Annotated in this window: 24 protein-coding genes; 9 read left to right on the top strand and 15 right to left on the bottom strand. The window is 48.9% G+C overall.

Going from position 1 to position 24,580, the window contains the following annotated elements:
- From tmk to V6Z81_01320, 4 genes are all read left to right on the top strand, one after another.
- The coding region (gene tmk / locus V6Z81_01335; GenBank protein ID MEG9861140.1) for a dTMP kinase at window positions 1–448 on the top strand (448 nt) is incomplete at its 5' end.
- A complete protein-coding gene (locus V6Z81_01330) occupies window positions 441–1,610 on the top strand; it encodes a DNA polymerase III subunit delta' (GenBank protein MEG9861139.1) in 1,170 nt (389 codons plus the stop codon). The genes tmk and V6Z81_01330, both read left to right, overlap by 8 nt.
- The gene (locus V6Z81_01325) at window positions 1,598–2,419 is read left to right on the top strand and encodes a TatD family hydrolase (GenBank protein ID MEG9861138.1); all 822 of its coding nucleotides are present in this window, start codon (window positions 1,598–1,600) and stop codon (window positions 2,417–2,419) included. Before V6Z81_01330 ends, V6Z81_01325 begins: the two co-directional genes overlap by 13 nt.
- Complete coding sequence (locus V6Z81_01320; GenBank protein ID MEG9861137.1) at window positions 2,416–3,312, top strand: MBL fold metallo-hydrolase; 897 nt, start codon at window positions 2,416–2,418, stop codon at window positions 3,310–3,312. Before V6Z81_01325 ends, V6Z81_01320 begins: the two co-directional genes overlap by 4 nt.
- Here the strand turns inward: V6Z81_01320 and V6Z81_01315 are convergent.
- Both V6Z81_01315 and V6Z81_01310 read right to left on the bottom strand, forming a co-directional pair.
- Window positions 3,290–4,285: an ankyrin repeat domain-containing protein gene (locus V6Z81_01315; protein MEG9861136.1), complete on the bottom strand. Its 996-nt coding sequence runs from the start codon at window positions 4,283–4,285 to the stop codon at window positions 3,290–3,292. The two genes, V6Z81_01320 and V6Z81_01315, sit on opposite strands and share 23 nt — an antisense overlap.
- 179 nt (window positions 4,286–4,464) lie before the next feature.
- Window positions 4,465–4,917, bottom strand: coding sequence for a hypothetical protein (locus V6Z81_01310; GenBank protein ID MEG9861135.1), 453 nt, complete (start codon window positions 4,915–4,917; stop codon window positions 4,465–4,467).
- Between the two features lie 163 nt (window positions 4,918–5,080).
- Here V6Z81_01310 and V6Z81_01305 point away from each other — a divergent pair, with 163 nt between their 5' ends.
- A complete protein-coding gene (locus V6Z81_01305) occupies window positions 5,081–5,704 on the top strand; it encodes a glutathione S-transferase N-terminal domain-containing protein (protein ID MEG9861134.1) in 624 nt (207 codons plus the stop codon).
- 993 nt (window positions 5,705–6,697) lie between these two features.
- Window positions 6,698–7,258 (top strand): Smr/MutS family protein, encoded by a 561-nt coding sequence (locus V6Z81_01300; GenBank protein MEG9861133.1) that lies wholly within the window; start codon window positions 6,698–6,700, stop codon window positions 7,256–7,258.
- On the opposite strand, the gene hflX is transcribed toward V6Z81_01300, so the two are convergent.
- From hflX to V6Z81_01275, 5 genes are read right to left on the bottom strand one after another with little or no spacing between them, the layout of a single operon-like run.
- Window positions 7,238–8,596, bottom strand: coding sequence for a GTPase HflX (gene hflX, locus V6Z81_01295; GenBank protein MEG9861132.1), 1,359 nt, complete (start codon window positions 8,594–8,596; stop codon window positions 7,238–7,240). The genes V6Z81_01300 and hflX overlap by 21 nt on opposite strands.
- 42 nt (window positions 8,597–8,638) lie before the next feature.
- Complete coding sequence (locus V6Z81_01290; protein ID MEG9861131.1) at window positions 8,639–9,496, bottom strand: D-amino-acid transaminase; 858 nt, start codon at window positions 9,494–9,496, stop codon at window positions 8,639–8,641.
- Window positions 9,497–9,506: 10 nt separating this feature from the next.
- Entirely contained in the window at window positions 9,507–10,976 is a 1,470-nt protein-coding gene (locus V6Z81_01285) for a potassium transporter TrkG (protein ID MEG9861130.1), read from the bottom strand.
- 12 nt (window positions 10,977–10,988) lie between these two features.
- Window positions 10,989–12,365 carry a Trk system potassium transporter TrkA gene (gene trkA, locus V6Z81_01280; GenBank protein ID MEG9861129.1) on the bottom strand — a complete coding sequence of 459 codons (1,377 nt, stop codon included), beginning with the start codon at window positions 12,363–12,365 and terminating at the stop codon, window positions 10,989–10,991.
- A gap of 30 nt (window positions 12,366–12,395) precedes the next feature.
- Window positions 12,396–13,793, bottom strand: coding sequence for a sigma-54 dependent transcriptional regulator (locus V6Z81_01275; GenBank protein MEG9861128.1), 1,398 nt, complete (start codon window positions 13,791–13,793; stop codon window positions 12,396–12,398).
- Between the two features lie 293 nt (window positions 13,794–14,086).
- Here V6Z81_01275 and ispF point away from each other — a divergent pair, with 293 nt between their 5' ends.
- From ispF to V6Z81_01260, 3 genes are read left to right on the top strand one after another with little or no spacing between them, the layout of a single operon-like run.
- Window positions 14,087–15,307: a 2-C-methyl-D-erythritol 2,4-cyclodiphosphate synthase gene (gene ispF / locus V6Z81_01270; protein ID MEG9861127.1), complete on the top strand. Its 1,221-nt coding sequence runs from the start codon at window positions 14,087–14,089 to the stop codon at window positions 15,305–15,307.
- A gap of 3 nt (window positions 15,308–15,310) precedes the next feature.
- Window positions 15,311–15,805: a phosphatidylglycerophosphatase A gene (locus tag V6Z81_01265; protein ID MEG9861126.1), complete on the top strand. Its 495-nt coding sequence runs from the start codon at window positions 15,311–15,313 to the stop codon at window positions 15,803–15,805.
- A gap of 7 nt (window positions 15,806–15,812) precedes the next feature.
- Window positions 15,813–16,310 (top strand): CinA family protein, encoded by a 498-nt coding sequence (locus tag V6Z81_01260; GenBank protein MEG9861125.1) that lies wholly within the window; start codon window positions 15,813–15,815, stop codon window positions 16,308–16,310.
- A gap of 2 nt (window positions 16,311–16,312) precedes the next feature.
- Here V6Z81_01260 and V6Z81_01255 read toward each other — a convergent pair whose 3' ends face one another.
- From V6Z81_01255 to eno, 8 genes are all read right to left on the bottom strand, one after another.
- On the bottom strand, window positions 16,313–16,759 hold the full coding sequence (locus V6Z81_01255; GenBank protein MEG9861124.1) for a type II toxin-antitoxin system RatA family toxin: 447 nt from the start codon (window positions 16,757–16,759) through the stop codon (window positions 16,313–16,315).
- Window positions 16,760–16,774: 15 nt separating this feature from the next.
- Complete coding sequence (lipA, locus tag V6Z81_01250; GenBank protein ID MEG9861123.1) at window positions 16,775–17,740, bottom strand: lipoyl synthase; 966 nt, start codon at window positions 17,738–17,740, stop codon at window positions 16,775–16,777.
- A gap of 30 nt (window positions 17,741–17,770) precedes the next feature.
- A complete protein-coding gene (lpdA, locus tag V6Z81_01245) occupies window positions 17,771–19,183 on the bottom strand; it encodes a dihydrolipoyl dehydrogenase (protein ID MEG9861122.1) in 1,413 nt (470 codons plus the stop codon).
- A gap of 2 nt (window positions 19,184–19,185) precedes the next feature.
- A complete protein-coding gene (locus V6Z81_01240) occupies window positions 19,186–20,142 on the bottom strand; it encodes a 2-oxo acid dehydrogenase subunit E2 (GenBank protein MEG9861121.1) in 957 nt (318 codons plus the stop codon).
- 12 nt (window positions 20,143–20,154) lie between these two features.
- Window positions 20,155–21,543 (bottom strand): pyruvate dehydrogenase complex E1 component subunit beta, encoded by a 1,389-nt coding sequence (locus V6Z81_01235; GenBank protein MEG9861120.1) that lies wholly within the window; start codon window positions 21,541–21,543, stop codon window positions 20,155–20,157.
- A gap of 30 nt (window positions 21,544–21,573) precedes the next feature.
- Window positions 21,574–22,626 (bottom strand): pyruvate dehydrogenase (acetyl-transferring) E1 component subunit alpha, encoded by a 1,053-nt coding sequence (gene pdhA, locus V6Z81_01230; GenBank protein MEG9861119.1) that lies wholly within the window; start codon window positions 22,624–22,626, stop codon window positions 21,574–21,576.
- Window positions 22,627–22,759: 133 nt separating this feature from the next.
- On the bottom strand, window positions 22,760–23,092 hold the full coding sequence (locus V6Z81_01225; protein ID MEG9861118.1) for a septum formation initiator family protein: 333 nt from the start codon (window positions 23,090–23,092) through the stop codon (window positions 22,760–22,762).
- Window positions 23,093–23,234: 142 nt separating this feature from the next.
- The gene (gene eno, locus V6Z81_01220; protein ID MEG9861117.1) at window positions 23,235–24,509 is read right to left on the bottom strand and encodes a phosphopyruvate hydratase; all 1,275 of its coding nucleotides are present in this window, start codon (window positions 24,507–24,509) and stop codon (window positions 23,235–23,237) included.
- Window positions 24,510–24,580 lie beyond the last annotated feature (71 nt).

Here is a 24,580-nt window from a genome sequence, read left to right as displayed (position 1 = left end):
CCGTGCAGAGCATCTTGATCAGCTTATAAGGCCGTTTATTGAAGAAGGGGGATGGGTAATCTGTGACCGTTTTATGGATTCCACTCTGGCCTATCAGGGATATGCACGGGGGGGAGATAAGGCCGCCATCAAGGCGCTGAATGCTCAAATCGCCGGTGATCTGGTTCCCGACCTGACGCTTTTTCTGGATGTTTCCGTTGAACAATCCATGGCGCGGGTGGACGACCGTAAGACAGATAAAAATCCTTTTGTCGTCTATGACAGCAAAGAAGCCGCTTTCCATGAGAGCCTGCGATGCGCTTTTCAGGAGATAGCGCAGGATAATCCTGAGCGTGTCATAACCGTTAACGGGGCGGGCTCTCCTGATGAGGTCGCCCGGGAAATCTGGTCCGTCGTCGAGGTGCATCTTGACCCGCCTCCGTTACCGTCTGCGGGTACTCATGGTTAAGGCGGTTGATATAAATCCGGAAAGTGACAGGGTAGGGGAGTTTCCCCACCCCCGCGAGACCATGACGTTGCTGGGGCATGATAAGGCCCTGCAGGTCATTTCAGACGCTTTTGAAAGCCGTTCTATGCATCATGCGTGGTTGCTGGCGGGCAACCGGGGGATTGGCAAGGCAACGCTGGCCTATCGCGCAGCCCGGTATATTTTGCGCTGGCCTGACGGAAAAGCAGGTGGTGCGCCGGAGGATATGGCAAGGGATATGGCGGTGCCGGAGAATGACCCCGTTGTGCGTCAGATTGCCGCACTCTCTCATCCTGACCTGTTCGTCTTGCGGCGGCAGTGGGATGATACTGCCAAAAAACTCAAAACGGTCATCACGGTGGATGATGTACGCCGGGCGCTTCAACTGTTTACCTACAGCACGGCGGCCAACGGCTGGCGGATATGTATTGTGGATGCCGCTGACGACATGAATCCTAACGCTGCCAATGCTTTACTAAAAACTCTTGAAGAGCCTCCTCAACGGAGTTTGTTTCTCATTATTGCTCATCAGCCGGACCGGTTGATAGCGACACTTCGCTCCCGGTGCCGCCGGTTATCTTTAGCTCCCCTGCAAAACCATGATGTTGCGGCTATTCTCGCCGCTCACGGGCCGGATATACGGCCACAGGACCAAGATCTCATCCTGAGCCTTGCCGATGGCAGCCCGGGGCGGGCCTTGATGTTGGCGGAGAAAGAAAATATCAGCCTTTATAGGGAATTAATCGCTTTGCTGGAGACTCTGCCCGGGTTGGATATGGAACAGGTTCACGGCCTGGCCGAGCGGGTAAGGCGGGGAGGGAGCAGGGAGAGAGCCCATCAGGCACAGTCTTCATGGCTCTTGCTGACAACACTTTTGGGGGACTGGCTGGCGCGTCTTGTCCGTCAGCGGGCGACCGGAGAGTCTACGCCGGCCTTCCCTGAAGAAAACACTTTGACGGCGCGCCTGTGTGGGGCGGCAGACCTTGATTGCTGGATGGAGATATGGGAAAAAACAGTCCAGTCGGTAGCGCGGGCCGATGCGTTGAATATGGACCGCGGACAGGTTTTGCTCAGCGCCTTTTCAGATATTGAATCCGTTGTTCGGGGAACCTACCGGAAGGGGCCTGTATCATGGCAGATTTAGTTGATAGTCTGGTCGATAGTCATTGTCATCTGGATTTCAATGACTTTCAGGATGATATTAATGCTGTTGTAGAACGCGCCGTGCAGGCCCGTGTCGGTATGATGCTGACCATCGGCACGCGTCTTGACCGGTTCCCCGGTGTGCTGGCCGTTGCTGAACGTTTTGAGAATGTCTATTGCACCGTGGGGGTGCATCCCCATGAAGCGGCGGAAGAGGGGGGAGATGTTTCTCCGGAAACACTCATTGAGCATGCCCGGCATCCGAAAGTTATTGGCTTTGGTGAGACAGGGCTTGATTATTACTATGAAAACAGCCCCCGCGAGGCTCAGCAGGCCGCTTTTCGTGCCCATATTGAAGCCTCCCGTGAACTGGGGCTGCCGGTAATCATTCACAGCCGTAGCGCCGATGATGATATGAGCACCGTGATCCGTGAAGAAATGGCGGTTAAGCCTTTTACCGGCTTGCTTCATTGTTTCAGTTCCGGTGCGGATCTGGCCCGGACCGCTCTGGAGTGCGGGCTTTATATTTCACTATCGGGCATTGTCACCTTCAAAAATGCTGAAGAAGTGCGCACCGTGGCCCAAAGTGTTCCTCTGGACAGGCTTTTGCTTGAAACCGATGCTCCCTATCTGGCCCCGATACCCCACCGGGGAAAACGCAACGAACCGGCGTTCGTCTCTGAAACGGCGCGGTTTGTATCGTCTTTGTTGGGTTGTGAGAGGAATGAATTAGCCCGCCGGACCACCGATAATTTTTTTCGCTTGTTTACCAGGGCTGACAGGCATCTTATGGCAAAGGCCGCAGCATGACGGCGGAGAACGGGGCAGGGCAGGTACGTATTACTATTTTGGGCAGCGGTTCCTCAGGCGGTGTGCCGCGTATCGGAGGTCATTGGGGAAAGTGCGACCCCGCAGAGCCTCGCAACCGGCGGCGGCGCTGCTCTCTGTTGATTGAGGGGTTCAAGGACCACCGGCCTCCGGAAAACGGGCCAAATGAGCAAAACAATGGACAAAGAGAAGAAAATGTAACCCGCGTTCTGGTTGATACCGCGCCGGATATGCGCGAACAGTTGATTGATGCCGGTGTCGGCTGGCTGGATGGTGTGTTTTATACCCATGCCCATGCTGATCAGGCTCACGGCATTGATGATTTGCGCGTGGTCGCCATCAATGGCCGCCGCCGGGTAGATGTCTATATGGATACCCCGACCGCCGAAATCCTGACACAACGCTTTGATTATTGCTTTGAAACGCCCCCGGGCAGTCCGTATCCGCCGGTTTTGCAGGTTTTCCCCCTGACGGCCCTGACGCCCGTTACCGTTGACGGGCCGGGAGGAGGGGTTACGGCATCACCCTTTCTTCAGGAACATGGCTCCATCATGTCTCTGGGGTTTCGGGTGGGCAATATTGCCTATTCCAGCGATATTTCGGATATTCCCGGGGAGAGCATTCCGGCTCTTGAGGGGCTGGATTGCTGGATTGTCGATGCCTTGCGGCGCGATCCGCATCCGTCCCACGCTCATCTGGATACGACCCTTGAATGGCTGGAGCGCTTCAAGCCGCGTCTTGGTGTCCTGACCAACCTTCATGTTGATATGGATTACCGGACCCTGTGTGCCGAACTGCCTGATAATGTCATTCCGGCTTACGATGGCATGGTGATAGACGTACCTGAACCGGTTACCTGTACTGGGCCTCGTTGAGTAGCCAGTAGGCTTTGGTGTTCTTTAGGTTTTCGTTGTCCTGCGCGTAATCAAAGGGTGTTTTTCCGTTTTTATCTGTCACTCTACTCTTGGCTCCGCGCTTCAATAATATCTCAATAAGTTCCTGCCACCACTGCCCGCGACCCGCACGAATTACAGATAAATGAAGGGGTGTTTCTCCATCCTTATCACGGACCTCTATGTTGGCTCCCTGATCCAGTAGCAGTTTCATCTTTGCTGCTGACGCGGCGAACACCGCATGGTGCAGGGGTCGATCGCCGTCTGCGGCACTAGCCTCCATATTGGCCCCCCGTTCAAGGAGTAGATTCAAGATCGGTATTTTACCGATGAGGGCCGCATGATGCAGAGGCGTCCATCCATCCTTATCACGGGCCTCTATATCAGCATCCCGTTCCAGTAACAGTTCAACCACCTCGGGAGTATCGCTCCACCCCGCAGCCATGTGCAAAGGTGTTTTTCCATCCTTATTACGGGCCTCTATATCGGCCTCCCGTTCCAGTAACAGTTCAACCACCTCAGGAGTATCGCTCCATTCCGCAGCTATGTGCAAAGGTGTTTTTCCATATTTATCACGGGCCTCTATATCAGCACCATGATCCAGTAACAGTTCAACCACCTCAAGAGTATCGCTCCGCCCCGCAGCCATGCGCAAAGGTGTTTTTCCATCCTTATCACGAGCCTCTATATCAGCACCATGATCCAGCAATGATTCTATTGCAGCCGGATTAGCGCTGACCCGTGCAGCAATATGCAGGGGCGTACTGTCATATTCATCACGGGCTTCTATATTGGCATCTCCCTTAAGTGCAGATTCAACATCCGACACTGTGGCCGTTTTCCAGAACGAGTCAGCATAAAGCACATTTTCATCTTGCTCTTGCGCATTAAGTGTTATTGGTATGAATGCCAGTAAAAACAAACTACTGAGTATGCTGACGACTATTACCCTCATGTCCACATTAATCCTTTTGGTAATTATATACTTTAGTAGCCAAGAACTGTCATTTTAGCGCAATTTTCCGCCATTAAAACGAAGTGATTATTTCAAAATCATCTACAGTCGAAAACCGGCGGAATACTGAAGATATTTGTAAATTCCATCCACTAAAGTATATAATTACCTTAATTTTCTCAGCTTGGTACGACAGAAGAATTGTAGATTGACCGCCAGACCCAGCAGCTGAGCAGGATTGCCGAGGCCGAGATGAGTGTCATAACCGTGCCGGGCATGAATTGAACAAAGCCACCGAGGTCCATGAAGATGAAATAGCCCACATCTGCAAGACCGCCGACAAAACCCGCGATGAACAAGGCTAAGACTTCACCACGCCAGATAAAAAATGCTGATACCGTCGTTGTCAAACCGATCCAGAGCAGATTGAACCCGTGCTGATTTATCAATGCGTCTGTCGCGGCATTGTATGTTGCGTGGAAAACGTCGGGGTCAACGGCATCGGCGACGCCGGCGATCGAATGAGGGGCGGCTTGTCCGATCGTCAACACCCCGGCCAACATGTGAACGAGCCCCCAGATGACCCAAAGGACAGAGATGATTTTCAAGGCAGATCGTTGTGTCTTTGTCATGCGAGTATCCTTTGTTTGTATCCGGGGCAGGGGCGGGCCTGTAACGTCAGGCTGGTCACGTTTCTGCCGATGGTCTGTTCATAGCCATCGCCATCCGTATCGTTATAAGTTAGAAAGTGACAGAATAAATATTCTTTACACATCCATAACAAAGGAACACGCCATGATCGATCTGTACACCTGGACCACACCCAACGGATACAAGGTCTCCATGATGCTGGAGGAAACCGGGCTGGATTACACCGTACACCCGGTAAACATAAGTGAAAAAGAACAGAGCAAACCTGAGTTTCTGGCGATTTCGCCTAACGGTAAAATTCCGGCGATTGTTGACGGTGATCTGTCCATATTCGATTCTGGCGCCATCCTGATTTATCTCGCTGAAAAGACCGGCAAATTTCTTCCCACAGAGACTGCGGCCCGCTACCGGGTCATGCAGTGGTTGATGTTCCAGATGGCCCATATAGGCCCCATGATCGGTCAATTGGCCTGGTTTACGCGCAGTGCGCCGGAGCAGGTACCGCTTGCCATTGACCGGTACATGCAGGAAAGCGCCCGTCTGCTGGGTGTCATGACGCGGCAACTGGAAAAAACCCGGTATATTGCCGACGATGATTATTCGATTGCCGATATCGCACTGTATGGCTGGGTATCTCTCGCACATGAGCCGGTCAGCGAAGCTGCAGGGGACGCCATCGGGGATGCAACCGCACTGAAGCGGTGGCTGAAATCCGTTGGCGGCAGACCGGCCACGGTGAAAGGTATGGCTATACCTAAGGTTGACTGACGGCCTGTGTTAATAAACTCTCTATCAAACGCCTCCCGGCGTAAGATGGCTCAGGATAAAAGGCTTAAAAAGGGTCAAAATACCGTCGATAGTGAGTTGAAACTCTTAATTTGTGTGTAGATTTATATGTTAAAAAAATTATCGCTGATGATTTGTTTATCTTTTTTAGCTTCCTGCGTAACACCGTTGACCACTGGGGGTACACAAGTAGCTGAGATTACAAGCATGAGAGGGAGAGACATAGGGCAGTGCAAACATCTTGGGATTGTCGAAGCGTCCGAGAGCTATACTTGGTCAGTTAATGATGACCGAAAATCCGCATTGAACAAGATAAGAAATCAGGTTGCTGTCCGTGGCGGAAACGCATTTGTAATCAATGATCATTACTCAACAGAATTCACTACATCCATCCAGGCAGATGCTTACGGCTGCTAACATTGAGAGTATAGGCAGGAAATAGAGAGAATATTAGTCAAGCCGGTTAGCAAATTAGGGGATCTCTATGGCTGCCGAAGGCAGAAAACGCAAGAGTTAAAAAGGGGCATTCCGGTTTTGGGCACTAAAGTATATAAGCCAAAGGTCAAGGTGAATCATCGACGCTATCCATCTGAACATAAAAGAATTTAAGGGCAGGCCATTATTTTACCACTCTGGAAGTTGTCCTGCTGGCCACGCTGTGAATTGAGGTGCATATTACCCCAAAAATGAAAGGGCTAAAAAAGCGTCAAATGCCATCAATTAAGCTTATTAAACGTGAAAAAATGACAAAAGAGTCCTCATTCGGGATTAATACAAATCCCGGTACATAGATTTCCCCAGTCTTGTCCACAGTTTATAAGAACGGGGATAAGGAAAGCAACCGCTTAAACAAGAAATTTTATATAGTTAATGTGTTTTAGACTTATATAAATATTAATATCTGTTGTTAAACATATATTTATTATTTACCATAATATATATTATGCGCATAATGGAACATAGCGGACGAATGGAATGCCCCATAATCGATACGACAAAAACCGGAAAGATACCCGCTCTCTAACAAGTCAGGAGCAGGATTTATGGCAGAGTGTCACGGCAGGTGTCTCTCCCCTGTCCTCTCCTATGCGTGAAAAGCCGTTGAAGTCTTCCGGAAGACCTCGTCAGGAGTTGTCTCCGAAAACGGCCATCGGTAAATCAGCTCAAAAATCAGGTTTAATGAGGGCAAATCTGATGAAGGATGGACTTGACGGCCAGACGGAACGGCGTATTCGCCGGGGGCAGATTAACTGTGAAGCGCGTCTGGATTTACACGGTTTTAGACGCCGGCAGGCCTATAAGGAACTTATGAACTTTATTACACGCTCACGGGTCAGAAAACTGCGGTGTGTTCTGGTGATTACCGGCAAAGGCCCTCATACCTGGGGAGAAGACCCCAGAGGCATACTACGGAGCCTGTTTATGGAATGGCTGGAGAACGATACGGCCTTATCGGAACACATTATAGGCTCCCGCCCTGCCCATCCCAGACATGGTGGCTCAGGAGCCTTCTATTTATGGTTGCGCCACCCTTGAGGCTTCCAGACCTGAGAAGTCTGCCTGAGAAAGGGAAATCTGCGGAAATCGCTTTTGAAAGCGCCCCAGCGCTACGGAACTGAAGGCTACCTCAAGGAAAATCCGTCCGGCCTCGTTATGCTGGCTCACAATACGGCTATGACGGTAGAGCCAGGCACGGCAGGCCTCATCCGCCGGGCCAAGATCAAGAGAAATGATAGTCTCCTGAGCACCCAAAAGCGTATCCAGATGGTTGAGAAGAGCGTCAACCCCCTCTCCCGTCATGGCCGATATGGGGATGCCCTTATTGCTGCCGGTTTCCCTTGAATCATGAGGGAGGCGGTCAATTTTGTTGAGAACCTGCACAATTTTCGGGCTTTTTCGCATCTCGTCCTGACCCGAACCGGAGCATGGCTCATTGATACCAAACGAGCCCAAAACCTCAACGACATCGGCCGCCTGAGCACGCATATCCGGATGGGAACTATCCTGAACATGGAGGATAATGTCGGATTCTACGATTTCCTCGAGAGTAGCCCGGAAAGCCGCCACAAGATGGGTGGGAAGATTGGAGATAAACCCCACCGTATCGGATAAAACGACCCGGCGGCCCGAAGGCAGGTCAATATTGCGTATGGTCGGGTCAAGGGTGGCGAATAATCGATCATCCGCCATAACCGACGCGCCGGTTATGTGATTAAACAAGGTAGATTTACCCGCATTGGTGTACCCTACCAGCACAATGGTAGGCCACGGGGCTTTTTGACGCGGTTTACGGTGAAGCGCCCGGGTGCGCCTTACGGTCTCTAAGCGGCGGCGTAATTGGGTGATACGCTTCTGAATAAGCCGCCGGTCGGCCTCAATCTGGGTTTCACCGGGCCCCCCGACAAACCCCAAAGCGCCACGCTGGCGCTCAAGATGGGTCCAGGTACGCACAAGGCGGCTTTTTTGGTATGTCAGACGGGCAAGATCGACCTGAAGCCGCCCTTCTCTTGTGCGGGCGCGCGCGGCAAAAATCTCCAGAATCAGGCCGGTTCTGTCCAGAACTTTCACCTGCCATGCCCGCTCCAGATTGCGCTGCTGAACCGGCGTCAGGGCGTGGTTTACTATAACCACCTCAACGGAATGCTCCTTGAAGGTAGCCCCAAGGGCCTCCATCTTGCCCCTGCCGAAAAACGTTGCCGGGCGGATATGAGATAGAGTGTCAACCACTCTATGCGTATTTTTATCGTTATTTACGCCACGAGCCAAACTAACAGCTTCCTCTAATTGGGCGCAGTCACTACGACGTACGGATGCGCCACCGACCCCCCTCTCCTCTTTCAAGACAGGATGCAAAACAAAAATAACAGAGCCCATGCTGTTATCTGTTGTACCGGATCGGGTGAGAGTACCGATTATTCACGTCCTTTCCGAGAGTGCTCCGTAGGCCTGCTTCAAATTGGCAGCCATAAAACCCGGACCACCATTACCGATGATATGGTCATTAAGCCGGACAACCGGTAAAAGCACGGAGGATGATGCAGAGACAAATATTTCCCGAGCGTTGAGGGCCTCCTCTATCGTGAAAGCTCGCTCTTTTATAGGAATACCAGCCTGTCGTGCGGTTTTAAGCAAGATTTGTCGGGTGATACCGTTCAAAATGCCATGGTCTGCCGGGCGAGTTACCAACTGCCCTGCTTTATCTACAATCCAGACGTTTGTCGCCGCTCCCTCTGTTATGTAACCCTCACTGTCTACAAAAAGGGCTTCATGAGCACCTTCCCCTTGCGCTTCCTGACGGGCAAGAACATTGGGCAACAAAGAAAGACTTTTTATGTCACACCGTTTCCAGCGAATATCAGGAACGCTAATAGCACGAATACCGGTCTTCTCCATGGTTTCAAAACGGGTGCGGGGAATGGTACGTGCTATAACTACCAAAGACGGTGTAACAGAGGGCGAAGGAAAGACATGATCCCGACGAGCCACGCCTCGAGTTATTTGGCAATAAACCATGCCATCGCGCACCCTGTTTTGACGCATAGTCTCCCGCAAGATTTTTCTAAGAGCTGAGCTTGATACAGGCCAGTTTATTTTAAGAGCCTCAAGAGAGCGTCCAAGGCGGTCAATGTGAGCCATCTCATCAATGATCTGACCATCTTGTACGCCGTATGATTCATAAACCCCATCTGCAAATTGGTAACCACGATCCTCAACATGGACTAAACTGTCGTGATAACGCCGATAGTAACCGTTAACATAAATGATACGAGACATAAGAAAGTTTTTAAGCTCTGTGAAGAAGAATGGTTAAGACACTAAAAAAAGATAAAAATTCAAGCCTTCCTACTACCATACCAAGACTCAGCATGAGTTTAACGGTGGGGGAAAACACATCAAAAGCAGACCCTTCATGAAGTGATGTCGGTTGAATAATATCTAACAAGGGGCCGGTATTACTCAAAGCACTGGTAGCTGCTACTAAAGCAGGTAAAAACTCTATATCTGACCATGAGATCAGTAAAGATAGAACAACAAGGGCAAGAATAAGGGCAACTAAATGCGCCCATATAGAGGCCATCATATCGGAAGTGACCATTCGACCACCGATGCGGTTGATTATTATGGCATGAGGAAATGCAAGCTGCATCATCTCCCCCCTCCCCTGTTTGATCATTGCCAAAATGCGCACCACTTTTAGTCCCCCTGCTGTTGATAAGCTTGCACCTCCAATAAGAGTCAGAGCAACGAGAAAAAATGCCGGAAAAGCAAAAGAAAACTGCATCTCTCCATTATAATATCCTGTGGTAGATAAGAGGGAAGCAGCCATAAAAAATCCATTTCGCGCAGCCTCTACCCAATCCGGCAGCCCATAGTTAGCCATGGCGTTTTGAAAAAAGAACATCAAAATAAACCCTGAAGTGATAACTAGAATTATTTGAAAAATCCCCTCTTCATTTTCCCAATACCCTCTTAAATCTCCCCGTAGAATCTTCTCGTGGCAGATAAAACTATAAGCCCCCGCAATCATGAAAATAAGCAACACCATTTCTGAAAGTGGAGCCTGAAAAGAAGCAATCGAGCCACTTACCGTCGAAAAACCCCCTGTTGAAATGGTAGAAAGGCTCAAACAAAAAGCATCAAAAGCAGGAATGCCTCCAAGCCATGTCAGAGCAATACATAAAACAGTAAGGATGACATAAGGTGCAAGCAGCGCTCTTGCCGTTAGCTGTAAGCGCCTAAATCCATCGTCGGCTTCTTGTCGGACGATGTTGAGTTGAAGAGTTGCATCTGCAGACAAAACACCCGATGGTGCTAATAATCCGCCAATCATCACAAGAGTTGTAAATCCTCCGGCCCATTGCAGCAGGGCGCGCCAGACTAAGATAGAACGCGGGGCTTGTTCGGGGTCTGCCAGTACCGTAGCACCGGTAGTTGTAAATCCGGAAACGGCTTCAAAGTAGGCATTGATGGCTGAAAACTCGCCACTATAATAAAAAGGCACACCCGCAAACAAGGGTAGCGTAATCCAAACAATAATAATCAGTATGAAAATCTCAGGCCTGTTGATTTCCAACCGTCGTACGCCTTGAGAGGCAATAATCAGGCTACCACCAAAAAAACCAGCTATACAACTACCAAAAAAAAACCCTTGTGCCTCAGTTGCATGACCCGCCCATGCTAAAGGCAGAAGCATCAAGACAGCAAGAACGATGATAAACCAGCCATAAATATAAAGGATGGTGGCTTGGTTCATGAGGGTTTCCGCCTAAAAATACTCAAAACTTACTCGAAACATTTGCTCAACCTTATGTATCTGTTCTGCGTGAGCAAAAACGATAATTCTATCCCCTTCTCTGACGGTTAAATCTCCTGACGGCATGATGAATTGCCCCTCCCGTACGATAGCGCCGATGATAATACCCTCCGGCATATGAATCTCTGAGATCTTCATGCCCAGTAAGGGTGATGTCTTGAGTACTTCTGCATCAACCACCTCAGCCATGCCATCTGCAACGGAATAAAGAGCTTTAATGCGCCCCCGCCGTACATGCTGAAGAATAGACGAAATAGTTGTTGTGCGAGGATTGATAGAAACGTCAATACCAAAAGAACGCATCATCGGTGCATATTTGTTGTCATTGATAAGGCACAAAGTGCGCTGGCAGCCTTCACGATGGGCCATGACGCTGGCAAGAATGTTAACTTGATCATTGTTGGTGAGGGTCACAACAGTTTCGGTATTCATGGCTCCAGCCTCCCGTAAAATTTCCGGCTCAAGGCCAGACCCGTGAAGAACGATAGTGTTATCAAGATCCTTCGCTGCCATCATCGCACGATCCTTCTGCTGCTCTATTAGTCTTACACTCACCTTGGAGTCGGTTTCCTCCAGACGTTGCGCTACATAACGTCCTATATTACCTCCCCCAATGATAATAATATGGCGGGCATAAGGCTCTTCGTGACCAAAAATAGAGAGCGTTCGCTTGACTTTTTCTGTAGCGGAGATAAAAAACACATCATCCCCCACAAGTAGCTCTTCATCACTGTGCGGAATAAAGAGTTTTCCTTCCCGTACGACCCCTGTCACAATGGTAGATAAGTTAGGAAAGAGCGACGTAAGCTGCCGTAAAGGTGTATTAACAACAGGACAATCATCCTCAAGGGTAACTCCTACCAAGGTTACCTTGCCTTCTACAAAAGAAAAGGTTTCAAAAGACCCCGGCAACGCAAGGCGTCTGAGTACAGCATCTCCGGCTTCAATTTCAGGCGATATAATGACGTCAACAGGAGCGTGCTCACGACTAAAAAGATCATGCCATTCAGGTTTGAGATAATTTTGACTCCTAACGCGTGCAATTTTTGTAGGCACACTAAAAATTGAATAACAAACCTGACAAGCCACCATATTGACTTCATCGTGCAAGGTAACCGCTATTAGCATATCGGCATCTTGTGCTCCGGCTTTTTGCAGAACATCCGGATGAGAGGCATGTCCTATGATAGTTTTTACATCAAGAGTTTGACTTATATTCCGGATTAACTCCGGCGAGTGATCAATTACCGTTATGTCGTTATTCTCTTGCGACAAACGTCGCGCAATACCGGTTCCCACCTGCCCTGCGCCACATACAATGACTTTCATATCTGTTTTCTCCGTATAACGGTAATAGATCTATGTATCTTGATGGGCACGATTACTGATACCAAGAAATTTCAACTTGCGATGCAGGGCTGAACGCTCCATACCAATAAAATCAGCTGTTTTAGATATGTTACCCCCAAATCTCTTAACTTGCGCCTGCAAATAATCCCTCTCAAAAGATTCTCTGGCCGCCCGCAAGGGCATCGCCATAATATGCTCTTGGTCCGTGCTGGGCAAAGCCATTATTTGATCGGGCATATCATTGGGTAACATAGTAGCGGTTATAATATCTTCATTTCCATTAGCTAAAATCATTAAACGTTCAACATAATTACGAAGCTGGCGTATATTCCCAGGCCAAGTATAACTCTGCAGGACTGCAAGGGCATCATTGCCGATGCGACGAGGGGCCAGACCCGAAGTTGTGCATATCCGCTCTATGAGGTTTTCTACCAGTGCCGGAATATCAGCCCGCCTATCTGTCAAAGGAGGCACTCCTATAGGTGTTACGTTCAAACGATGATACAGGTCTTTACTGAAACGGTCCTTTTCAATCTCACCTTCCAAATTACGACTGGAGGATGAGATAATTCTCACATCAACCTGAACCTGACGACTGCCACCTACACGCTGAAAGCGCTGCTCTACTAAAACCCGAAGGGTTTTTTTCTGGGTTTTTAAGGGCATTTTCCCTATTTCATCAAGAAACAACGTCCCGCCATGCGCTTGTTCTAAAAGCCCCACTTTTTGGATACCCTGCCTTGGCTCTTCTATGCCAAACAATTCCTGCTCTACCCGCTCCGGAGTCATGGTTGCAGCATTCAGGGCAATAAAAGGAGCCGCCGCTCGTTTAGAGCGCGCATGAATGAGGCGCGCTACCATCTCCTTGCCCGACCCAATAGGGCCAGTGATTAATATGCGACTTGAGGTGGGTGCAATTTTCTCAACGGTTTGCCGCATGAGCATAACGGCGGGGGATTTTCCGACTAGTTCAATTATACCTCCTGCCCGAGCAAGGAGTTCCTGATTTTCTCGTCTTAGACGTGTAGTTTCTATGACACGGCGAATTGTCTGAATTAAATGATCTGCCCTGAAAGGTTTTTCTATAAAGTCATACGCCCCTTTTTTAATGGAGGAAACCGCCATATCTATATTGCCGTGACCGCTAATCATCACGACAGGAATCTCCGGATAATTTTCTTTGAGTTGTTCTAATATCCGCAAACCATCCATAGAATCATTCTGCAGCCATATATCAAGTAATATTAACCTGGGAATACGATCTTCAATTGCGCTAAATGCCTCTGCGCAACCGGTGGCAACTCGTGTCTCATAGCCATCATCTGACAAGACACCTGCAATGAGGTTGCGTATCTCAGCTTCATCATCAACAATTAGTATATCAGCAATTTTATCCTGAGTGCTCATGGCCCTCCTGATGACGAATATTAGCGTTTGATAGCATGTTACAAAAATGCAAGGCTAACTCTAGCGGCCAGATCTCATAACGCATACAGACTTTACCAAATAATGCGTGAGATGGCCGTATATCCGCATTGAATTGTAAAACCGCATATTGCGGACACCAAGGAACTGTCATGTACTTTTAACCCCAACAAGAGAGATGGCACCCCCAAACAAAGGGTGTTTAAACAAGACACACGTCTATTCTTATCCCTTATTAACTGTATTTCAATCATAATTGTGCCATGATGATGGCCATGATAATGCCCTCCCCGTCTCATTCTTGTAGCACTATTGCGCTGATTGTTGCCGCCGGACAAGGTGAGCGAGCGGGCGGTGGTATGCCTAAGCAATATCGTATGCTATGCGGAGAAACTGTTTTGCGGCGGGTGGTGCGCGTTTTTTTGGAAAATCCTGCCATAAGTGCTGTTCAAATTGTTATAGGTGACTCTCAGGAGGGTCATTATGAGATGGCTTTAGCAGATTTGGACGGTAGGGATGGTTTGCTTACTCCTGTTATAGGAGGGACAACACGGCAGATGAGTGTACGGGCGGGTTTGGAAAGTCTGGCGGAAAGAGAACCTCCACCGGATTATGTGTTGATACATGATGGTGCCCGCCCTTTTGTGTCTTATGAAGAAATCAGTGCTGTTTTGGATGCTCTTAAAACCAAATCTGCTGCTGTGCCGGTTTTACCGTCTACCGATGCCTTGAAATACCGCGATGAAAAAACAGGACAGGTTTTGGATATACAAAGATCGATAAAAAAAGAGAGCACTTTATGGCGCACTTTAACTCCCCAAGGGTTTCACTTTGCTGATATTATTGAGGCTCATCGAAAAACACAGCAAGAGTATGATGATGATATTGCTTTGGCTCAAGCGGCGGGGTTTGAGTGTCAATTTGTTGAGGGTCGTAACGAGAACATCAAACTTACTACCCATGCTGATTTTGAACAGGCAGAGCAAACTCTCAAGAGACAGTCCGTTCCTCTACCCCGAACGGGTTTTGGATATGACGTACATAGATTTGGTAAGGGTAATCACGTAATCCTATGCGGTGTGACTATTCCCTTTGAGAATGGCCTTGAAGGGCATTCAGATGCTGACGCAGGATTTCATGCCGTGACGGATGCTATTTTGGGTGCTTTGGGGGGCGGTGATATTGGAGATCATTTTCCGCCCCATGATGGTCGCTGGAAAGATGCGGCTTCTTTCGTGTTTTTAAATCATGCAGCGAGTCTGGTTAGTAATGATGGAGGGGTTATTAATCATGTGGATGTGACGCTGATTTGTGAGAAGCCTCATCTCATGCCCTATAAACAATCTATGAAAGAGAGCACTGCCCACGCTCTGGGCATAAAACCCCGCCAAGTGAGCATTAAGGCTACCACAACGGAAGGCTTAGGCTTTATTGGAAAAGGGCAAGGCATTGCTGCCTATGCCATTGCAACTCTTTTGTTTTATGGCAAGGAGTAGGCAATGAGCTTTTTAACTCCCCTCCCCTCATCTCTTACACCGTTTAACCCTGTGGTTCTCATGGCTACGTTTTTTGGTATAGGACGATTGCCTCATGCACCGGGTACGTGGGGGTCGTTGGTAGCCTTGCCAACAGGCATTGGGCTTGCCCTGCTTTGGGGGCCGGTTGGTGTTGTGGTGGGGTCTCTTGTAATGGTTTCTATAGGGTTATGGGCGGCCGATATTTACGGGCATCTATCCGGCAAACCGGATGCACCGGAGATTGTTATTGATGAAGTAGCCGGACAATGGTTAACCATGATGGCTATGCCCTTAACGCCCTTGGGTGTTATAACTGCCTTTGTATTGTTTCGTGTGTTTGACATTGTCAAGCCTTGGCCTATCCGCTTTGTAGATAAAAAACTTAAGGGTAGTTCCGGTGTGATGCTGGATGATTTAATTGCTGCGGTATATGCTTCGTGTATTTTTTTAGTTTTGCGTTGGGTTTTTGATTGGTGAGATTTATATGTTCTCGGAAGCAATTATAAAAAAAGTTCAAGCACTACTTGATGAATGCCGGCAACGGGAGTTGCGTACCGTAACGGCAGAATCTTGTACCGGTGGGTTGCTTGCGGCTTGTCTAACGGAACTTCCGGGCTCTTCTGCCGTTGTAGACAGGGGTTTCGTTACTTATTCCAATTGGGCAAAGCATGAAGTGCTTGGTGTACCAAAAGAAATGTTACGGGAGGCCGGAGCCGTAAGCAAGCCTGTTGCTTGTGCTATGGCACAAGGAGCACTTAAGGCCAGTCGCAATCGGGCAAATATCAGTGTAGCTTTAACAGGCATTGCAGGGCCAAGAGGAGATACAACAACCAAGCCGGTGGGGTTAGTGCATATTGCATCCGCTTATGGAGAAGAGCATCTTATTCACAAAGCGTTTCATTTCACGCCTACAAGCCGATCTTCCGTTCGCATGGATAGTCTTGAAGCGGCTCTTGATATGATGAAAGAAATCATACGGTAAAGTCACTCATATAATTCAGCAGCGCGCTCTTCAAAAGCGGTCATTAATCTAGCCCCTGCCCTGTCAAAAACAAGATCAAGCAAGCTGCGCAAGACAGGATTCTTAAACTCAAAATCTATAAAAAAATCTACCAGACACCCTCTGTGAGGTTGCTCATGAAATTGCCAGCGGTTGGTAAGATAACGCATAGCCCCTTGTAAGCCGGAAACATCAATTAAGTACTGTCGGGGGGTTAGTACCACACGGCTTGAAAAGCGTTCACGAAAGACTTTATAGCGAATGACCATGTCAGCTATGAGAACTTCACCTGTTGGTGTTATCTCCCGATCTTGAATGCGCACCGCTTCGCACCATGGCAAAAAAGAAGGATAGTTCTCAATTGCGGCAACCATCTCAAACATGCACTCGGCTTTGTAGGGTAATTCCCTTTGGCGGGTGTATGAAGACATGAGTGATAGCGCCGCTCAGACAGAACCCTTAAGACAGGCTTTGCGCAAAGCTTCAAAATCATCTCCGGCATGATAAGACGAGCGCGTTAAAGGACTGGCCGACACCATAAGAAAGTTTTTACTATAAGCGATGGTCTCATACGCCTTGAATTCGGCGGGTGTTACAAAACTTTCAACGGCTGCATGACGTCGGGTTGGCTGGAGATATTGACCGATAGTTAAAAAATCAATGCCGGCGGTGCGCATATCATCCATGACTTGCAGGATTTCGTCGCGGGTTTCTCCCAACCCCACCATAAGACCCGACTTAGTGAACTGGTCGGGGGCTATAGACTTAACCTGCTCCAATAAACGCAAAGAATGATAATAACGCGCCCCCGGGCGAATACGCGGGTATAACCTAGGCACAGTTTCCAGATTGTGATTAAACACATCAGGCTGTGCTTCTACTACTTGTTCTAGCGCTCCGGTTTTGCGTAAAAAATCAGGCGTTAAAACTTCAATGGTGGTTTTCGGTGTGGCGGCGCGTATAGATCTTATGACGGTGGCAAAGTGGGCCGCTCCTCCATCAGGCAAATCATCACGATCAACGGAGGTAATGATAACATGAGCCAACTCTAGGCGAGTAACGGCTTCGGCTACCCGTTGGGGCTCATCTCCATCAAGAGGGTTCGGCAGTCCGGTGCGTACATTGCAAAAGCTGCACGCACGCGTACAAATCTCCCCCATAATCATCATGGTTGCATGCTTTTTTGACCAACACTCACCAATGTTAGGACATCCGGCCTCTTCGCAAACCGTAACCAACCCCTGTTCCCGAATAATCGATAGAGTTTCTTTATAAACCGGCGAGTCAGGGGCTTTAACGCGAATCCAGGAAGGTTTACGCATCACTGATGTTTCCGGACGATGTACCTTTTCAGGATGGCGAGGTCCGTCGCTACGTTTGCTCCCATTTAGTGTATTTACAACAACAACCATAATGTGTTCACTTTCTGCCCTTATCTACCCTTATATGTGAAGGGCACGGCTATATGCCTCAAGTACGGATTCATGCATCATCTCGCTTAATGTTGGGTGAGGAAAGACAGCCCGCATTAAATCTTGCTCAGTTGCCTCTAGAGTTTTTGCTATACTATAGCCCTGAATAAGTTCGGTTACCTCAGCTCCGATCATGTGGGCGCCTAGTAGCTCCCCAGTTTTTTTATCAAAAATTGTCTTAACAAGCCCTTCCGTCTCACCAAGGGTTATGGCTTTACCATTGCCGGTAAAAGGGAAACGCCCGACATGGATGTCATAGCCTTGCTCGTTTGCCTGAGCCTCCGTCAAGCCGATACTGGCAATTTGGGGTTGGCAATAGGTGCATCCCGGAATAGCGTTTTTATCCAATGGGTGGAGGTTTCCGCCCTGCCCCGCGCATTGTTCTGCTACCAACACACCTTCGTGGCTGGCCTTATGAGCCAACCATGGCGGTCCTGCTACATCACCAATGGCATAAACATGAGGCACACCGGTTTCAAGGCGCTCATTAACCATAATATGCCCCTTGTCCGTCTTAACGCCGATAGCCTCAAGGCTCAGATTTTCTGTGTTGCCGGTGATGCCAACAGCGCTGATGATGCGGTCTACGATTATGGTGTTGGTTTTTTTGCCGTCCGCACTCCTGAGAGTTACGTGGGCTTGTTTTTTATCTTGTTTGACGCTCTCAACGGAGGTTTTTGTTAAAATGGTCATGCCCCGTTTTTTGAAAGCTCTTGTAGCCAGTTTGGATATTTCTTCATCTTCTACGGGTAAAATGCGTTCCTGAACTTCAGCAACGGTTACCTGTGCGCTAAGGGCGAGGAAGAAACTTGCAAACTCAATGCCAATAGCACCCGATCCTACAACAAGGAGATTGTTGGGCAGTATGTCAGGAACCATAGCTTCTTTGTATGACCAGATCATTTTGCCGTCCGGTTCTAACTCCGGTAACACCCGCGCCCGTGCGCCGGTTGCAATAATGATATTGGATGCTTCAAGGGAGCGTTTGTCGGTTTTTTCCTCAACAACCAAGCGTGTGGGGGTCTCGAAACGGGCCTTTCCCATGATGACGTCAATCTTGTTTTTCTTGAGTAGAAACGCTACTCCGTCAGACAAGCGTTTGGAGACGTCTCTGCTACGCTTCACTACGGTAGCTAAATCATAACGGGGATTATCAACTGACAAGCCATAGTCATCTAAATGGTTAAGAGAAGTATAAAGCTCAGCAGTATGTAATAAAGATTTGGTGGGAATACACCCCCAGTTAAGACAAATACCGCCCAGATGTTCGCGCTCTATAATGGCAGTTTGCAAACCCAATTGAGCGGCGCGTATGGCCGCTACATAGCCGCCGGGTCCGGCCCCGATGATAATTACATCATAAGAGGTTTTATTGTTTGTCATGGTTACACGAGCATAGTGATGGGGTTTTCTACGTACTGACGGAAAGTCCCCAATAACTCGGCACCGATAGCCCCGTCAATTACCCGATGATCACAAGACAAAGTAACAGTCATGAGGGTAGCAACGGTAATGGCGTTATTTGCACCAACTATGGTGCGTTTTTCTCCACTCCCAATAGCCAGAATAGAGGCCTGAGGAGGATTAATAACTGCCGTAAATTGACGAATGCCATACATACCCAAATTAGAGAGCGAAAAACTGCCCCCTTCATAATCCTGAGGGGTAAGTTTACGGTTGCGGGCTCGGGCAATAAGATCTTTGGAGGCGCTGGCGATGTCAGCTATTTGTTTCTCATCGGCCCGACGGATAATGGGCGTTATCAGGCCACCACCTTCCAAAGCTACCGCAATGCCAATATCGGCGTGATGGTGATATAGCAGTGCGTCTCCAGCCCAGCTGGCGTTGGCTTGCGGCACTTTCATGAGGGCGAGCGCAGCAGCACGCACCAGAAAATCATTGACACTTAATTTGAGATTTTCGTCAGTCCGGTTAAGGCTACGCCGTGCATCAAGTAATTTATCAATGTTGCAGTCTATAGTAAGGTAAAAATGAGGAATTTCGCTCATAGATTGAGTCATACGCCGAGCGATGGCACGGCGCATACCATCCAGCGGACGGCTTTCATACTCACCTTCATTGTAGAATAAGCGGGCATCGGGCAAAGCCTCCCCGCCTCTCCCGACAGGCGGTTTGCTTGTAGCCATATGGGCAACCAGCTCATGCTCCACACCGCCCCCTGCAACAGCGACCTCAATGTCCCGCTTAACAACGCGTCCATGAGGCCCCGAGCCGTTAAGGGTGTTGAGGTCAATGTTATGAGTTTTTGCCAGCCGACGAGCTAAAGGACTGGCCATAAGCCGTGAGCCTTTTGGAGCTTCCATTGGGGTGGCTTCAGGCATGGACTCAACACTTCACCGGTAGCAGACGGCTTTTACCGCCTCAATGACATCCCCAACGGAAGGTAGCGCCAGCTTTTCGAGATTAGCTGCATAAGGCATCGGCACATCCCGACCACTGATGCGCAAAGGCGGTGCATCAAGATCATCAAATGCCTCTGCTGTAACGCTTGCTGCAATCTCAGAGCCAATGCTGCACACAGGCCAACCCTCCTCTACAATAACAAGCCGATTGGTCTTACGCACAGAGGTCAGGATAGTCTTCATATCTAACGGACGCAAAGTGCGTAAATCAATAATCTCACCACTAATGCCATCACCAATAAGAATATCGGTAGCCTCTAAAATATGGTTAAGAGCAAATGAGTGTCCTACAAGGGTTACATGATCCCCCTCACGCAACACTCTGGCCTTGCCTATAGGCAACACAAAATCATCCAGTTCGGGAACTTCAAAAGAGCGACCATAGAGAATTTCATTTTCCAAAAAAACAACCGGATTAGGATCACGAATAGCAGCTTTTAATAAGCCCTTGGCATCCATGGCAGAAAAAGGGGCTACCACCTTTAAGCCCGGCACATGGGCATACCAGGCGGAATAGTCCTGACTATGCTGCGCAGCAACACGGGCGGCGGCTCCGTTTGGTCCGCGAAAAACAATAGGGCAATGAATCATACCTCCTGACATATAAAGGGTCTTCGCCGCAGAGTTAATAATATGATCAATGGCTTGCATGGCAAAGTTAAACGTCATGAACTCAACAATGGGACGTAACCCCCCAAAGGCAGCCCCTACACCAAGACCTGCAAAGCCATGCTCTGTAATAGGTGTATCCCGCACACGGGTTTCCCCAAATTCTTCCAGTAAACCCTGAGTTACTTTGTATGCTCCCTGATATTCTGCAACCTCCTCGCCCATGACAAACACCGTGTCATCGCGACGCATTTCTTCTGCCATGGCATCTCGCAAGGCCTCGCGTACAGTCATGGTTACCATGGCGGTATCGGGCGGCACATCCGGTTCGTGAACTACAACAGGCGGGCGTGCTTCCGGAACTCTTTCGGGTTCTTTCCTACTTACAATTTCCGGAGTTGTGAACTCTGGGGTTAGAGTCGCTGATGGTACAGTGGATTGGTGCTCCCCTATGGCATTGGCATCCTCCCCCTCCTGAAGCAAAACCGCAATGACGCTATTAACCGGTACATTCTCCGCTCCGTCCGGAATCAACAGTTTACCTATGTGCCCCTCATCAATGGCCTCTACTTCCATGGTAGCCTTATCGGTTTCAATCTCAGCAATAACATCCCCGGAGGAGACAGCATCCCCTTCTTTGACCATCCATTTGGCCAGCGTGCCCTCTTCCATGGTGGGCGATAAGGCAGGCATAAGAATCTCAATAGTCATATCTTTATCTGTATCCGTTTCTTATTGCGCTCAACGTAAAACATCTGTCCATAATTCTGCCGCCTCCGGTTCAGAATTTTCCTGAGCAAAAGTAGCCGCATCAGCAACAACAGCCCTAACCTCTTTATCTATTTCTTTGAGCCCTGCCTCATCAATAATCCCTCCAGTTATCAAGAGTTGACCGGTATTTTCAATAGGGTCGCGCTCGTTACGAACTTTATCAACCTCCTCACGGGCACGATATTTAGCCGGGTCCGACATAGAATGACCCCGATAGCGATATGTCATCATCTCTAAAATGTATGGGCCCTTCCCCTGACGACACCACTCAACGGCTTTCAAGGCGGCATCATAGACCTTTTTTACTTCCATGCCGTCAACCTGCTTACCGGGAATGTTAAAACTCTCACCTCGTTTAGATAAATTCGTCTGAGCTGAAGCGCGTTCTACGCTGGTTCCCATAGCATATTGATTATTCTCAATAATATAGATTACAGGTAACCGCCAGAGTTCAGCCATATTGAAACTTTCATAGACTTGCCCCTGATTGGCGGCACCGTCTCCCATATAAGTCAGACATACGCTGCTTTCACAGCGATATTTAATAGCAAAAGCAAGGCCCGAGCCTAGTGACACCTGTGCACCAACAATACCATGACCGCCATAAAAACCCTGCTCCGGGTTAAACATGTGCATTGAGCCACCCTTGCCTTTTGAATACCCCCCTGCGCGACCTGTCAATTCTGCCATAACCCCCCGGGCCTCCATACCACAGGCCAACATATGACCATGTTCGCGATAGGCTGTGATGACTTTGTCACCCTCGTTGAGGGCGGCTTGCAGGCCCACAACAACCGCTTCCTGCCCAATGTACAAATGGCAGAATCCTCCGATGAGACCCATGCCGTACATTTGTCCGGCACGTTCCTCAAAACGCCGAATGAGAAGCATGTCTCTATAGGCCTTTAACAGATCCAGTTTGGAACCTGCACCTTTACGGGATTTTTCCTTACAAGGTTTACGTGCAGAAGAGGCCATTTTTCTACGAACTGTTTTTTTTGCTGGTTGCTTGCGCTGTGGCACATTTCATCTCCCGCTATTTCCTGAGGCCATATCTCAGATATTACGACAGTATACTATACGGGAAATATCTTTCCGTTCCACAGGCAACATAGCCCACACACCCTCAAATATAGGGCACTGTTATTCAAAAAACCTAGAATTTATCGCGAAAAATAACGATTTCTTCAGGATAGGCCACCTCCAAAAGCCGCCGGGATTGCTCATCAAGCAAATCAAGATCAAGGCTTGCAAGCCGCAATCGGGAGCATTTGTCTTCCAAATTTTGCCGCACTGGGCGCAGTTCGGCTAATTCCATTTCCAGTGCTTTGATACGCTCGTCTAAGTGCGCGCCAGCAATCAGGCCATGGTTTCCATAGATGGCATGGTAGGTGAAATAGATCATCACGCACAAACACACAAACGGCACAATCTGATGCCGTAACCGGCGACGGGGGATTCCCCCTCGGGGTTGCTGATTCGCATACATGCAGCAAGAGAATCACAAACCGCTTCCCTGCGTCAAGCCTCTTTCTTACCCCTGAAGGAAATATACTAAAGCAGAGAATAAAAGTCCGCTCATCCAAAAGACACCTACTTTTGTTCTCATGCCGTATTCCCCTCAAAGTTTGTTAATGGCGACGCAATTGAGGTCCGGCATAGGTGGCAACCGGCCCTAACCGCTCCTCAATACGCAGGAGTTGATTATATTTGGCAAGGCGGTCCGAGCGAGACAAAGACCCCGTTTTTATCTGTCCACAATGAAGAGCAACGGCCAAATCGGCAATAGTGGCATCTTCCGTCTCTCCGGAGCGATGGGACATCACTGTTTTATAGCCTTCTTTGTAAGCCATAGTCACAGTCGCCATTGTTTCTGTTAGAGTGCCTATTTGGTTGGGCTTCACCAATATGGCATTAGCAACGCCCTTCGCAATGCCGTCGGCGAGGCGGTCAGGGTTGGTTACAAACACATCATCCCCCACAAGCTGGCACTTATCCCCCAATTTTTGAGTAATAAGCTTCCAACCCTGCCAATCATCCTCTGCCATGGGATCCTCAATGGAAACAATTGGATAGTTTTTAACTAACCCTTCATAGTAGGCGACCATTTTGTCAGACTTGAGAGTTTTGCCCTCACCGGTCAGATGATAAGAACCATCCTGATAAAATTCGGTGGCCGCCGGGTCAAGCGCAATAAACACGTCCTCTCCAGCTTTGTATCCGGCCTCTTCTATCGCCTCCATAATGGCATCCAGCGCCTGAGTAGCAGAACTTATGGCAGGTGCATAGCCTCCCTCATCACCCACATTGATGCTATAGCCTTCAGCTTTAAGCATATCGCCCAAGGTATGAAAAACCTCAACACCCATTCTAAGCCCCTCCTTAAAGGAAGGGGCCGATAACGGCATAATCATAAACTCCTGAAGATCTATGGCGTTATCGGCATGGGCACCGCCATTGATGATATTCATCATAGGCGCCGGCAACAGTTGTGCACCCGGTCCACCTAAATAGCGGAACAAGGGAACTTCCAAAGAGACTGCCGATGCTTGTGCCAAAGCCAGTGATACCCCAAGAATAGCATTGGCACCCAGGCGGGATTTATTAGGCGTACCATCTAAATCAATCAAAATGCCATCAATAAGCGTTTGCTCAGTGGCGTTCATGCCTGAGATGGCATCAAAAATTTCTCCGTTGATGGTATCTATAGCCCCCTGCACACCTTTTCCTCCATAGCGGCTACCGCCATCACGACGCTCTACGGCCTCATGAGCTCCCGTTGAAGCGCCTGAAGGAACAATCGCCCGCCCCTGACTGCCGTCTTCCAGCACGATTTCAACCTCAACAGTTGGATTACCCCGACTGTCAAGAACTTCCCGTCCAATAATATCTACAATCGCTACCATGACATTTACTCTTTCACATAAACTACACCCCCGTTTTAACCATTAATGATGTTAATGATAAGTGCTGAAAA

It is taken from the genome of Parvularculales bacterium, from assembly GCA_036881865.1.
Lineage (GTDB): Bacteria > Pseudomonadota > Alphaproteobacteria > JAPOUT01 > JBAJNM01 > JBAJNM01.
The sequence above is the reverse complement of the archived record's forward strand: the minus strand, read 5'-3'. Positions and strand labels throughout refer to the sequence as shown.